The following is a 13157-nucleotide window of genomic DNA, read 5'->3' on the forward strand; positions in this document are numbered from 1 at the left end:
GGTTCCGATTCCGCACCTGCCGCGAACCCGCGGGATCCCCGATCCGCGGGTGCCGGTTCGGCAGCTGTTGCGAACCTGCGGGTCCCCATTCCGCGCTGTTCCGGATCCGCGGGATCCTGGCTGTGTGGGGTCCCGGATGACTTCCACCCGTCGCGACCTACGATCGTGGGTCATGAGCCTGCGCACCGCTGCCGACGTGGACACCGCACCTCTCACGGTCCTCGGACTCGCCGGCGGCTTCCTCGTGGCCGATCAGACCGGCGTCCGGCCGGCGGGCGGTGCGCTGTTCGCCGCGGTCGGCGCGTACTGCGCCCGCAGCTGGGCCCGCCAAGGCCTCCCGACGGCCCTCGGCCTCGGGACGGTGTATGCCGCCGCCATGGGACTGTCGCACCCCCTCGCCAAACGGATCGGCGCCTGGCCGGCGGTGGCCGTCGTCTCGGCCGCGACGGCGACGGCTGCCCACCTGCTCAGCGACCGCAAGTCCTGACCCCACCCCAGGCGCGCGGAGGTCGGCCGGGATCGCGTGCCAGACCGCTAGGCCGGATGACTGGCTCTGGTGCACAGACCCCGATCGGGTGCCAGACCGCCAGGGTCAGCCGGCCGGCGGGGCGGAGCAGGTGGTGCACAGACCCCGATCGGGTGGCAGACCGCCAGGGTCAGCCGGCCGGCGGGGCGGAGCAGGTGGTGCACAGACCCCGATCGGGTGCCAAACCGCCAGGGTCAGCCGGCCGGCGGGGCGGAGCAGGTGGTGCACAGGCCCCGATCGGGTGGCAGACCGCCAGGGTCAGCGGGGGCGGACGGTGAGGATCTGGGCCAGCGTGCCCATCGGGCCGGTCTCGTCGTGGAGGACGCTGCTCGTCAGGCCGATCCCCGTCTCGCCGAAGGACACCGTCGTGTCGAAGCCGACCCAGTCGCCGGCGGGCTGCCGGAAGAGGTGGGCGGTGAGGTCGACGTTGGGGAAGAGCACCTCCCCCGGGTCGGCGCGCACCGTCATCCCGTTGGCGATGTCGAAGAGCCCTGCGGCGCGGGCGAGTCGGGAGACCGGCTCCCCCTCGACGAGCGGAGTGTCCGTGCGCACCCAGTAGGCGGCGCGGCCCGGCTCGACCTGCTCGCGGCGCAGCTGCGCCGACGCGATGAACCCTCCGGGCCACACCGACGCCGGCTCCCACGGACCCATCTGCTCGGGAGACGGTATGCGGGGCAGCCGACTCCCCGCATACCCGCCGGTCTCCCCGGGGGCCATGAGCCAGGCGCGGAGCCGGACGACGTCGCGACCCGCATACGCCATCGTCGCCTCGACGAGCTCGATGGTCCGCCCGGCGCGCAGGACATGGACCCCCGTCTCGACGGGGCCGACGGGGACGGTCCCGAGGATGTCGTAGGAGAGCCGCACGACCACGAGCCCGTCGCCGCGGCGACTGTCCCGGTCGCGCTCGACGACGTGGGCGAGCAGCCCGAGGGCGGGCGCGATGTGCTGCTCGGCGAGGACCCATGCGCCGCTCGTGTGCTCGGTCGCCCGGAACGCGGTGTCGGAGAGCCGTTCGAAGTACGCCACGTCGCCCGAACCTAGCGCGGCGCGATCCCGGTCCCGCAGCCGCGTCGCGCGCCGTCGGAGGAGGTGACCGGGCACGATGGGCCTCGTGACGACGACCTGCATCGTCTCCGGACGGGCCTGGCGCGACGGCCACCCCGTCGCGGGCGAGCTGACCGAGGACGACCTCCACCGGCTCCACCGCGAGACGGACGCGCTCGTCTGGGTCGACGTCCGGGATCCGAGCCCGGCCGACCTGCGGCGCCTCCTCCACCGGGTCGGCCTCCCGGACGGCGCGATCGAGGACGTCACCGCGCCCTACGAGCGGCCGAAGGTCGCACGATATGGCGACCACGTCTTCTTCCAGGCCTACGCGACCTGGATGGCCGACCACCCCGCGGCCGGCGAGTACGTCCGGCTGCGGACCGGGCGGGTCTCCGGCTTCGTCGGGCCTGGTCTCCTCGTGACGATCCGGGAGGGCGACGCGTTCGACATGGCTCCGGTCGTGCGGGGGTGGGAGGAGAACGCCGACCTCATCGTCGAGGGCGCCGCCGCGCTCCTCTACGGCCTCCTCGACGTCGTCGTCGACTCCCACTTCGACACGGTGCAGCGGCTCGACGACGACCTGGAGGACCTCGAGGACGTCCTGTTCGCCGAGCGTCGGACCGGTCACGACTTCGCGCGCAGGACCTACGGCATCCGCAAGGACCTCGTCCGGCTGAGGCGTGTCGTCCTCCCCATGCGCGACGTCGTCGACGGCCTCATGCGCCATCGGTCCCGTCCCGAGGGCAACCGGTTCACCGCGCTCGACGCGTGGTTCGACGATCTCTACGACCATGTCCTGCGGGCCGCCGAGTGGACCGAGTCGCTGCGCGACATGGTGAGCACGATCTTCGAGACGAACCTGTCCCTCCAGGACGCCCGGCTCAACACCGTCATGAAGAAGCTCGCCGGTTGGGGCGCGATCATCGCCGTGCCGACGGCGGTCACCGGCTGGTTCGGGCAGAACATCCCGTTCCCGGGCTTCGGGCGGCACGGTGGGCTCGCGGTCAGTGTCGCCCTCATCGTCGTCGCGACGGCGGCCCTGTATGCGCTCTTCCGCTCCCGCGACTGGCTGTAGCGCCGTCCCCCGCGCGCCCCCTCTGCGAGGGCCCCGGGTGCGGCTCCCATGCGAGGCTCCTATGGAAGCCTCTCCACGAGGCTCCTGTGCGAGGTCCCCATGCGGGCCTGTGCGCGATGCTCCTACGCGAGGCCCAGGCCGGGAGCCTCCTCCCACAGCTCGTCGCGGACGTCCGGATGGGCCGCGTGGTCGATGATCCGGGCGGCCTGGGTCCGCTCGTCGACGCCGTAGATGTCGGCGACCCCCTGCTCGGTGACGACGGCGCTCGGTTGGAAGGAGGTGACCGGCTCCCCGAGGAGCGGCACGATCGTCGACGCGTCCGCCTTGGGATGCCACGAGCGGAGCGCGAGGATGGCCTGGCCGCCGACGCCGTGGAGCGCCCCGACGATGAAGTCGGTCTGGCCGCCGAACCCCGAGTAGATCCGGGCCCCGATGCGCGAGGCGTTCGCCTGCGCGAAGAGGTCGACCTGGAGTGCGGTGTTGACGCTCGTCATGAGCGGCTGCCGGGCGATCCGCGCCGGTTCGTTCGTCGTCTCCGTCCGCAGGAGGAGGACCCGGTCGTTGCCGTCGACCCACCGGTAGAGCTCCTCGCTGCCGAAGAGGAACGATGCCGTGATGGGGGTGCCGGCGTCGAGGGCGCCCCGGCGCTCCAGCCCGAGAACGCCGTCGCTGAACATCTCGCTCCACACCCGCAGCCCGCGTCGCGCGCCGAGCCCATGGAGGACGGCGTCGGGCACCCCGCCGATCCCCAGCTGGAGCGTGCTCCCGTCGGACACTCGCGCGGCGACCCGGTCGCCGATCGCCCGGCTCGTGACGTCGGGCGGGAGCGGGTCGAGGGTGGCGAGCGGTTCGTCGACCTCGACGGCGACATCGACGTGATCGAGCGGGACGACCGCATCGCCGTACGTGTACGGCATGTGCCGATTGATGACGGCGACGACCACTCCGCCCCGGGCTCGGGTCGCCTCGATCGCCGCCGGGAGGAGGTTCACCTCGATCCCGAGCGACACCGTGCCGTCGCGTGGGGGCGAGGCGTGGAGGAGGACGACGTCCGGCGGCAGAGTGGTCGCGAAGAGTCGTGGGACGAGGGACAGCCGCGACGGCACGTAGGACAGCCGGGGGCTGCCCCGCATACCCGGTCCGACGAAACAGGTCTCGAGGACGACGCCGTCCCGGTCCGGCAGCCCCCGCTGGGCATTGAGGACGAAGAGCCGGTATGCCGGGACCACCCGATCCCACGCCCGGAGGGCCGTCACGGGCGTCGCGAAGTTCCCGGCGACGACGAGGCGCGGGGTGTCCGGCAGGCCGGGGAGTGCCTCGGGCAGGCGGTCGAGGTCGACGGTGCGCACGAGCCGAGCCTGACAGACGTGGGCGCCCGCGCCGAGCCGTCCCCTCGCACACTCCCGCACGTGCCGACCTGATGTCGTCCAGGGACCCTTCCGGCGACAACAACTCGGCACGTGCGGACTCGGGAGCCAGGGGCGGGGCGGACTCGGGAGCCAGGGGCGGGGCGGACTCGGGAGCCGGGGCGGGGCGGACGGAGCTAGCGTGGGCGCGAGCCGGCCAGCCGGTCCACCTCGTCCCGCAGGCACTCGACGGCCCAGTCGGTGTCCGCCGTGTCGGGGTCGGTCAGCAGGTGGAGGGCGACCCCGTCGACGAGGGCGTGCAGCCGGCGCGCCTCGGTGGCGAGCCGCGTCTCGTCGAGATCGGGGGCGAGCGAGGCGACGAGGTGGGCGCAGAGGCCGAGCAGCGCCCGGTAGGCCTCGTCGCGGATCGGCACGAGCTCGGGGGTCGCCGGCGCCTCGGCGATGAGGGCGAGGTTGACCTCGAGCTCCGCACGGCTGTCCGGCTCGAGGGGGATGAGGTGCCGCAGGATGGCGACGGCGTCGCGGCGAGCGTCCCCCGTCCGCGCAGTGGCGGCCAGCCGCTCGGTGGCGCGGCGCACCATGAGCCGGGCGGAGAACTCCACCAGCTCGGTCCGGGTGGGGAACACGTGCCGCAGGGAACCCACCGCCACCCCGGCCTCCGCCGCGACGGTGCGCACCGAGACGGCGCCGATCCCCTTGTCCCGGATGACCCTCCAGACCGCCTCGGCGAGCTGCTCCTTCCGCTCGTGGGTGTCGATCCTCCGGGGCACGCGGCCAAACTAGCACGATCGTGCTAGTTTGGTGTTTCAGCACAGTCGTACTACCAAAGGTTCGTCATGATCGTCGTCATCGTCGCGTGCGAGATCGCCTTCTGGGTGTTCGTCGTCCTGGGCCTGCTCGCGCGGTATCCCTTGCGCCGGCCACGGCTCGGGCTCGTCCTCCTCGCGCTCACCCCGGTGGCCGACGTCGTCCTCCTCGTGGCCGCCGCGCTCGACCTGCGCCGGGGGGCGACCGCGGAGCTCGGGCACGGCCTGGCCGCGGTGTACCTCGGCATCTCGATCGCCTACGGACGCCGGATGGTCCGCTGGGCCGACGAGCGGTTCGCCCACCGGTTCGCCGGCGGCCCCGCCCCCGTCCGCCTCGACGGCCTCGCGTATGCCGCGCACTGCTGGGGGGACGTCGCCCGAACCCTCCTCGCCGCAGGCATCGCGGCCGGGGTCGTGTGGTTGCTCACCGTCGTCGCCGACGATCCGGCCCGCACGGCGGCGCTCGCACCGGCCCGCTCGCTGCTGCTCATCGTGCTCGCGATCGACGTCGTCTACGCCGTGAGCTACACGATCTGGCCGCGCCGACCGCGAGCCCGCTCCGGCGACGCGGTTCGGGAGCGCGTCGACTCCCACCGCTGAACGAATGCGGCTCGCGCAGGGGTCGACTCCCACCGCTGTGGCCGGTCGGAGCGGGCCAGGCCGGGGCGCCGGATCGGCTCCCACCCGAGGCAAGGGGTCATGGCGAGCGCCGTCATCGGCATACCGTCATCGACGCCCACCCGCCTGGCATGCAGAGAGCCGGCTCCCCGCATACGGGAAGCCGGCTCCTGCAGGTCACCGGATGGCGGAACCTCAGTTCTGGGGGAAGCCCAGGTTGATGCCGCCGTGGCTCGGGTCGAGCCAGCGGGACGTGATGGCCTTCTGCTGCGTGAAGAACCGGAAGCCCTCGGCGCCGTGCGCCTTCGTGTCGCCGAAGAGCGAGGCCTTCCAGCCGCCGAAGGAGAAGGTGGCGACGGGCACGGGGATCGGCACGTTGATGCCGATCATGCCGACCTGCACCTCGTTCTGGAACCGCCGGGCCGCCCCGCCGTCGTTGGTGAAGATCGCCGTGCCGTTGCCGTAGGCGCCGGAGTTGATGAGCTGGACGCCCTCCTCGAAGGACTCGACGCGGACGACGGACAGAACCGGACCGAAGATCTCCTCGGTGTAGACCCTCGACGTCGTCGGGACGTGGTCGATGAGGGTCGGGCCGAGCCAGAAGCCGTCGGCCGCGCCGTCCGCCTCGACGTCCCGGCCGTCGACGACGACCTTCGCGCCGTCCTCGGCGGCGATGTCGAGGTAGGAGGCGACCTTGTCGCGGTGCTGCTTGGTGACGAGCGGACCCATGTCGCAGCCGCGACGGCCGTCGCCGACCTTGAGGGTGCGCATGCGGTCGGTGACCTTCGCGATGAGGTCGTCGGCGACCGGCTCGACGGCGACGACGACGCTGATCGCCATGCACCGCTCGCCGGCCGAGCCGAACCCGGCGTTGATGGCGCTGTCGGCGACGAGGTCGAGGTCGGCGTCGGGGAGGACGAGCATGTGGTTCTTCGCGCCGCCGAGGGCCTGGACGCGCTTGCCGTGCTTGGAGCCCTTCTCGTAGACGTACTGCGCGATGGGCGTCGAGCCGACGAACGAGACGGCCTGGACGTCCTCGTGCTCGAGGAGCCCGTCGACGGCGACCTTGTCACCGTGCAGGACGGTGAAGACGCCGTCGGGGAGGCCGGCCTCCTTCCAGAGGTTGGCGATCCAGTTGGCGGCCGAGGGGTCCTTCTCGCTCGGCTTGAGGACGACGGTGTTGCCGGCCGCGATGGCGATGGGGAAGAACCACGCGGGCACCATGGCGGGGAAGTTGAACGGCGAGATGACGGCGACGACGCCGAGCGGCTGACGGGTCGAGTAGACGTCGACACCGGTCGACACCTGCTCGGAGAACTCGCCCTTGAGGTGCTCGGCGGCTCCGGTCGCGAACTCCACGACCTCCTGGCCGCGGGTGATCTCGCCGAGGGCGTCGGACAGCACCTTGCCGTGCTCGCTCGTGATGATCTCGGCGAGCTCGCCCTTACGGGCGTTGAGCAGCTCGCGGAACGCGAAGAGCACCTGCTGACGACGGGCGAGCGAGAGCCCGGACCAGGCCGGGAAGGCGGCCTTCGCCGAGGCGACGGCGGCGTCGACGGTCGCCTCGTCGGCGAGGGCGACGTTCTTGGTCACCTCGCCGGTGGCGGGGTCGTAGACGGGAGCGGTCCGGGTGCCGGCCGGGAGCAGCTCGGCACCGTCGACCCAGTGCGGAAGGGTGGGGAGGGTGGTGGTCGTCATGCGACGACGGTATGCCGGACCCTCCTGGGTGCGCCGTGCCGGATCGTCCCTGACAAAGCCAGACAACTGGACACTTCGTCGCCCCGGTCATCGCGAGCGACGACGACAACTCCCCGCACGTGCCGAGTTGATGCTCCCAAACCGACCCCGCGACGACATCTTCTCGGCACGTGCGAAGAGCGGCTCCGCCGGGGCGCCCACAAGCCCGCATCAGCCGGAGAGGACGGGGACTCCGGCGAGGGCGGCCGCGAGGTCGGCGTCCGACAGCGGGTCGTCCGAGAGCGCGTCGGCGAGGAAGCTCTCGTATGCCCCGAGCTCGAGGAGCCCGTGGCCCGACAGGCCGACGACGATGACCGTCTCCCGGCCCGCGTCGCGCGCCGCGAGCGCCTCCCGGCGGACCTGGGCGAGCGCATGCGAGGACTCGGGCGCCGGCACGATGCCCTGGGTCCGGGCGAACTCGACCGCCGTCTCGAAGCATTCGCTCTGCGGCAGGGCAGCCGCGGTGAGGAGCCCCTCGGCATACGCGTGCGACACGAGCGGCGCCATCCCGTGGTAGCGCAGCCCACCCGCGTGGATGGGCGACGGGACGAAGTCGTGGCCGAGGGTGTACATCTTCATCAGCGGGGTGAGGCCCGCGGTGTCGCCGAAGTCGTACCGGTACTCGCCCCGCGTCAGCGTCGGGCACGACGCCGGCTCGACGGCGACGATCCGCGGGTGCTGCAGCCCGGCCAGCGTCTCGCCGAGGAACGGGAAGGCGAGGCCGGCGAGGTTGGATCCGCCGCCCGCGCAGCCGATGACGACGTCGGCACCTGACTCACCGGCGATCGCGAGCTGCCGGATCGCCTCCTGTCCGATGACGGTCTGGTGGAGCAGGACGTGGTTGAGGACCGACCCGAGGGCGTACTTGGCCTCCGGGTCCTGTGCCGCCACCTCGACGGCCTCGGAGATCGCGATGCCGAGCGACCCGGGATGGCCCTCGGGGAAGGCTCTCCCGGAGGCGGTGAGCCGGCTCGGCGACCGGTGCACCGTGCCGCCGAAGACCTCCATGAGCGTGCGGCGCTGCGGCTTCCCGTCGTAGGACACGCCGACCTGCCAGACCTCGCACTCGACGCCGAAGAGCGCGCAGGCATACGCCAGGGCGGTCCCCCACTGCCCTGCACCGGTCTCCGTCGTGAGCCGGGTGATCCCGTCAACCGCGTTGTAGTAGACCTGCGGGATCGAGGTGTTCACCTTGTGCGAGCCGGCCGGCGAGACACCCTCGTACTTGTAGTAGATCCGGGCCGGCGTCCCGAGCCGCTGCTCCCACCGCCGGGCGCGGTAGAGCGGCGAGGGCCGGTACTGCGCATACACCTCGCGCACGGGCTCGGGGATCTCGATCCAGCGCTCGGTCGACACCTCCTGGCGGATCAGCTCCATCGGGAAGAGCGGCGCGAGGTCGTCCGGCCCGACCGGCTCGTGGGTTCCCGGGTGGAGCGGCGGTGGAGGCGGCGTCGGGAGATCGGCGACGAGGTTGTACCAGTGCGTCGGCAGCTGGTCCGGACCGAGGCTGAACATGACCTGCGAGTCACTCATCGAGGCTCCTGGGCGGCGGGCGGGTAGGGCGCGAGCGGATGGGCGGCAGCCTACTGGCGGTAGGTCGCGACGACGGTATGCCGCGGGCTCGGCCGGCCCTCCCGGCCCAACGGGAACGCCACATGCCCGGAAGGGCCGCTCGCCAGAGACCCTGCTGCGGCTCCGGAGCGCACCCGCCCGGTCGCGAAGCAGTCCGCCGCCCAGGCCGGGCGCCGGGAAGAACCCACCCATGACCTCTTGCGTGAATGCAACTTGTCTGACAATCTACGTTCCCACCACAGTCCCGCGGCGCCAGCTGCTCCGCCGGACAGGCATCTCGAGGCCCGACGAGGCGACGCGACGCCCACCACCTGACGAAGCAGTTCCCGACGAGAGCATGGGAGAACACGGAATGTCCGACGCGACATCCACCGCCGTCGAAGGCGCGTATGAGGCCAGCGACGCGGGCCTGAAGAAACAGATCACGTTGTTCGGGCTGATCGCGCTCGCGGTCAGCGTCCAGATCGGGTCCGGCTGGCTCCTCGCGACCCTCGCGGCGGCCAGCATCGCCGGCCCGGCCTCGATCATCTCGTGGATCCTCGGCGCCGTCTTCTTCGGGATCATCGGAGCGACGTGGATGGAGCTCGGCACGATGCTCCCCCGCTCCGGCGCCGGGGTGCGCTACCCGCGCCTCACGCACGGGGCGTTCCTCTCCTGGTTCAACGGGTGGGGGTACCTCATCGCCGCCATCGCGCTGCCCGTCATCGAGCTCCAGGCGGTCATCACCTACGTCGGTGGCCACTGGCCGCAGCTCGGCCTGCTCAAGGAGTCGTCCGGCACGCTCGTCCTGTCCTGGCCGCGGGGCATCGTCGTCGGCTTCGTCCTCATGGGGCTCTTCTTCGTCCTGAACTCCCTCGGCGCCAAGCTGCTCAGCGAGTCGAACAAGTACATCACCATCTGGAAGCTCGTCATCCCCGTCCTCACCGCGGTCCTCATGTTCACCGCGTTCAACTCCTCCAACCTCACGGTCGGCGGCGGGTTCGCCCCGCTCGGCGTGGGCACCATCTTCGGCGCGATGGCCGGCGGCGGGATCGTCTTCGCATACAGCGGGATCCGCCAGATCCTCGACTTCGGCGGCGAGGTCATCAACCCGCAGCGGAACATCCCCATCGCCATCATCGTCGGCGGCCTGCTCATCCCGCTGTTCATCTACATGCTCCTGCAGGTCGCCTTCGTCGGCGCCATCCACTGGTCCGCGACGGGCCTCAACCCCGGCGACTGGACCCATCTGCTCGACAGCAAGTGGGCCTCGGCGCCCCTGCTCAACGCCGTCGAGGCCGCAGGGTTCACGTGGTTCGCCGTCGTCCTGCTCACCGATGCCGCCCTGTCGCCGATGGCGACCGGCTGGGTGTGGCTCGGCATCGGCTCGCGCTCGATGTACTCCATGTCGGTCAACGGCGAGCTCCCCAAGCCGCTGCAGACCATCAACAAGTACGGCACCCCGATCGTCGCCCTGTTCGCCTGCACCGCGATCGGCCTGTTCTTCTTCTTCCCCGCGCCGAGCTGGTACTCCTTCGTCGGCCAGGTCTCGACGGCCCTCGTCCTCAGCTACCTCATGGGCGGGCCGGTCCTCGCCACGCTGCGCCGCACCGCGCCGCGTCTGCACCGCCCGGTCCGGCTGAAGATCGTCGGCTTCTGGGCCTTCGCCGGCTACGCCGCGAGCCTCTTCCTCATCTACTTCGCCGGGTGGGTGACGCTCATCAACCTGCTGACCGTCGTCTTCCTCGCCCTGCCCATCTACGGCGCCTACACGAGCGTCCGCAGCGGCTGGTCGCCGAAGGCCCCGAGCTGGATCCTCTCGGCCGTGTTCACCATCGCCTGGTTCTTCGTCGCCGGCAAGGGCGGCTGGCTGTTCACCGCGGACCAGAAGCAGTCCGCGGGCGGCTGGTCCTTCGGCCTCTACGGCACCGCGCTCCTCGTCCTCATCGCCGGCTTCGTCATCATCCTGTATGCGATGAGCACGGCCGAGGGCAAGCGGCACGTCGCGGGCGGGTCCTGGATCGTCGGCACCCTGACGGCCACCCTGTTCGTCGCGTACTTCGGCCAGTACGGCCCGATGACGACACCCACGCTCGGCCACCAGACCGACCTCGTCGTCATGGCGCTCGTCGCCGTCGGCTCCTACCTCTGGGCCATCCGCACGGGTGGGCCCACCGAGGAGCTGAGCGAGATCCTCGCGGCGAACGAGCAGGCGGGAGCGCTCGACACGCCGGACGCGGACGCCCCGGACGCGGACGCCCCGGTGCGCTGACCGCCGCCATCACCACCGCTCGACCCGCTCGATCGGCCCGGTCCGGGTCGTCCCTCGTGGACGGCCCGGACCGGGCGCGCGCCCGGCGCGGCACAATGAGCCGATGACCGGCTCGGGGCACCGCATCGAGGACGCCGGTCAGCGTGAGGAGGCCCTCACGACCGGGCTGGCGGAGTTCCTCGCCGGCTGTCCGCCGCTGGACGCCCTGTCCGAGGAGGAGCTGCGGCGGGCGGCCCGGACGGCGACCGTCGAGCGGTACCGGGCGGGGGAGGTCATCCTCGACGCCTTCGACGCGAGCAGCGGCCAGCTCTTCGTGGTCCGGGAGGGCCGGGTCAACATCTGGGCGCACGCCGACCGGCTGTCCGAGCTGCCCGACGAGACGGCGGGGCCGAGGTCGCTGTTCGGCTACACCGCCGCCCTGATGGGCGAGGCTGTGGGGCCGTTGGCGGCCGCGCTCGGCGAGGCGGTCGTCGTGCGCCTCGACGCCGACCTCGTCGCCCGGGCCTTCAGCACGCGGCGAGGAGCCGAGTTCCTCACGAGGCGCGTCTCGGCCTCCACCCGCCAGCGGGCCGGCATACCTCTCTACACCGTCGTCGCCGACCTCATCGTCAACCCTCCGACCATCCTCGAGGCCACCGACTCCCTCCGCGCGGCGGCGCAGCGGATGTCCGAGATGGGCCTCGGCTACTGCGCGGTCCGGCTCTCGCCGGCGAGCTACGGCCTGGTGACCGACGCCACGATGCGCGACGCCGTCGCCGCCGGGGTCGCGATCGACCGCCCGCTCGCCGACGTGGCGGACCGCCACCCCTCGACCGTGCGCCCCGACACCTCGGCCGCGGAGGCGCTCATCCGCCTCCTGGAGAGCGACGCCGACCTCGTCCTCGTCACCGACGCGGCGGGGACCCTGCGGGGAGCCCTCGGACCCCGGGACTTCGTCGTGTCCTCCACGACGGCCGGCGCCTCCCTCCACGAGCAGATCCGACGCGCCGACTCCGTCGCGGACCTGCAGAGCCGGTACCGCCGGGTCCCGGCGATGCTCAGCGACCTGCTGTCCCGGGGCCTGGAGCCCAGCCGGGTCATCACCGTCCACTCGGCCATCGTCGACACGGTCATCCGCCGTGCCCTCGACCTCGTCCAGCGTCGCTTCGACGACCTCGACCCCGACGTCTTCACCTGGCTCTCCCTCGGCAGCAACGGTCGCCGGGAGGCCGTCCTCAGCTCCGACATCGACGCGGCGGCCTCGTTCACCGACGGGATGTCGCAGGCCGACATCGCGCGCTACCTCCCGCTCTTCAGCGAGGTGGCGGCCGTCCTCCAGGCCGCCGGGCTGCGGCACGACAGCCACGGCACCGGGCCGACGAACCCGACGTTCGCCCGGACCCACGCGGAGTGGGCCGCCGCGGGCCGCGAGTGGCTCACCCACCCCACGCAGGACGACGCCATCATCATGACCTGCATGCTCGTCGACGCCCGGCCCATCCACGGCGACCTCGGGCTGACCGAGGTCGCCACGGTCTTCAGCGGCCTGCGCCGGCACCCGGACACGATGCGGCTGCTCCTGCGCACGGCCGCGCCCCGGCGGGGCGTGATGCGGCGCTCGGCGCTCCCGCGACGCAGGGACCGCGAGCTCGACCTGAAGAAGCAGGTCCTGCTGCCCATCGTCAACATCGCCCGCTGGGCCGCGCTCACGGTGGGTGACCCCGCCCTCCCGACGAGGGAGCGGCTGGGCGCCGCCGCAGGCTCCGAGATGCTCTCCACCGAGGACGCCGCGACGCTGCGCGACCTCTTCGAGATCCTCCAGGGGATCCGGCTGCGCCACCAGGTGCGCCAGCTCGATGCCCACGAGCCGCCCACCGACACCGTCCAGCTCGCCGCGCTGTCGACGCCCGACCGCACCCTCGTCCTCGAAGGCGCCCGCGACATCGCCGCCATCCAGCGCCGGATGGCGAACATGGCCTCGTTCGTCCTCCCGGAGCTGAGCCCCGGCCCGGCTCCGGCTGCGGCCCGTCAGGCGGCGGATGGACCCCGTCGGGCGGCGAGAGGTTCGCGTCCGGCGGCGAGAGGCTCTCCTCGGGCGGCAGGTGGCTCCCGAGAGTCCGCGACCGGCACCGGCCGGTCGCCGGATCGCGCCCCCTGAGTCACGCTCAGGCCGCCT

General features: G+C 72.2%; 10 protein-coding genes. 5 read left to right on the forward strand and 5 right to left on the reverse strand.

What is annotated here, in order from left to right; genetic code table 11:
* Positions 1–172 precede the first annotated feature (172 nt).
* Positions 173–487, forward strand: a complete 315-nt coding sequence (locus BN12_RS01500; RefSeq protein WP_048549732.1) for a hypothetical protein — start codon at positions 173–175, stop codon at positions 485–487.
* A 297-nt stretch (positions 488–784) separates the two neighbouring features.
* Here BN12_RS01500 and BN12_RS01505 read toward each other — a convergent pair whose 3' ends face one another.
* Positions 785–1555 (reverse strand): thioesterase family protein, encoded by a 771-nt coding sequence (locus BN12_RS01505; protein ID WP_048555874.1) that lies wholly within the window; start codon positions 1553–1555, stop codon positions 785–787.
* An 85-nt stretch (positions 1556–1640) separates the two neighbouring features.
* On the opposite strand from BN12_RS01505, the gene BN12_RS01510 reads away from it, so the two are divergent.
* Positions 1641–2651, forward strand: a complete 1011-nt coding sequence (locus BN12_RS01510; RefSeq protein ID WP_235432267.1) for a magnesium transporter CorA family protein — start codon at positions 1641–1643, stop codon at positions 2649–2651.
* 122 nt (positions 2652–2773) lie between these two features.
* Here the strand turns inward: BN12_RS01510 and BN12_RS01515 are convergent, their stop codons facing one another.
* Both BN12_RS01515 and BN12_RS01520 read right to left on the reverse strand, forming a co-directional pair.
* Complete coding sequence (locus BN12_RS01515) at positions 2774–4000, reverse strand: acetyl-CoA hydrolase/transferase family protein (RefSeq protein WP_048555875.1); 1227 nt, start codon at positions 3998–4000, stop codon at positions 2774–2776.
* Between the two features lie 194 nt (positions 4001–4194).
* Positions 4195–4788, reverse strand: coding sequence for a TetR/AcrR family transcriptional regulator (locus tag BN12_RS01520; protein WP_048549734.1), 594 nt, complete (start codon positions 4786–4788; stop codon positions 4195–4197).
* Between the two features lie 66 nt (positions 4789–4854).
* Here BN12_RS01520 and BN12_RS01525 point away from each other — a divergent pair, with 66 nt between their 5' ends.
* Positions 4855–5424, forward strand: a complete 570-nt coding sequence (locus BN12_RS01525; RefSeq protein WP_048549735.1) for a hypothetical protein — start codon at positions 4855–4857, stop codon at positions 5422–5424.
* A gap of 213 nt (positions 5425–5637) precedes the next feature.
* Here BN12_RS01525 and BN12_RS01530 read toward each other — a convergent pair whose 3' ends face one another.
* Positions 5638–7140 carry a CoA-acylating methylmalonate-semialdehyde dehydrogenase gene (locus BN12_RS01530; RefSeq protein ID WP_048549736.1) on the reverse strand — a complete coding sequence of 501 codons (1503 nt, stop codon included), beginning with the start codon at positions 7138–7140 and terminating at the stop codon, positions 5638–5640.
* Between the two features lie 210 nt (positions 7141–7350).
* A complete protein-coding gene (locus BN12_RS01535) occupies positions 7351–8712 on the reverse strand; it encodes a TrpB-like pyridoxal phosphate-dependent enzyme (RefSeq protein ID WP_083454906.1) in 1362 nt (453 codons plus the stop codon).
* A 391-nt stretch (positions 8713–9103) separates the two neighbouring features.
* Between BN12_RS01535 and BN12_RS01540 the strand changes: the two genes are divergently transcribed.
* Both BN12_RS01540 and BN12_RS01545 read left to right on the forward strand, forming a co-directional pair.
* Positions 9104–11002, forward strand: a complete 1899-nt coding sequence (locus tag BN12_RS01540) for an APC family permease (protein ID WP_048549737.1) — start codon at positions 9104–9106, stop codon at positions 11000–11002.
* A 103-nt stretch (positions 11003–11105) separates the two neighbouring features.
* Positions 11106–13139, forward strand: a complete 2034-nt coding sequence (locus BN12_RS01545; RefSeq protein WP_048549738.1) for a putative nucleotidyltransferase substrate binding domain-containing protein — start codon at positions 11106–11108, stop codon at positions 13137–13139.
* Positions 13140–13157 lie beyond the last annotated feature (18 nt).

It is taken from the genome of Nostocoides japonicum T1-X7 (genome assembly GCF_001046855.1).
GTDB lineage: Bacteria > Actinomycetota > Actinomycetes > Actinomycetales > Dermatophilaceae > Nostocoides > Nostocoides japonicum.

Bases quoted from the DNA above. Each gene is read 5' to 3' on its own strand.
- BN12_RS01525 (WP_048549735.1), top strand. From the start codon at position 4,855: ATGATCGTCGTCATCGTCGCGTGCGAGATCGCCTTCTGGGTGTTCGTC.
- BN12_RS01540 (WP_048549737.1), top strand. From the start codon at position 9,104: ATGTCCGACGCGACATCCACCGCCGTCGAAGGCGCGTATGAGGCCAGC.
- BN12_RS01530 (WP_048549736.1), bottom strand. From the start codon at position 7,140: ATGACGACCACCACCCTCCCCACCCTTCCGCACTGGGTCGACGGTGCC.
- BN12_RS01545 (WP_048549738.1), top strand. From the start codon at position 11,106: ATGACCGGCTCGGGGCACCGCATCGAGGACGCCGGTCAGCGTGAGGAG.
- BN12_RS01535 (WP_083454906.1), bottom strand. From the start codon at position 8,712: ATGAGTGACTCGCAGGTCATGTTCAGCCTCGGTCCGGACCAGCTGCCG.
- BN12_RS01500 (WP_048549732.1), top strand. From the start codon at position 173: ATGAGCCTGCGCACCGCTGCCGACGTGGACACCGCACCTCTCACGGTC.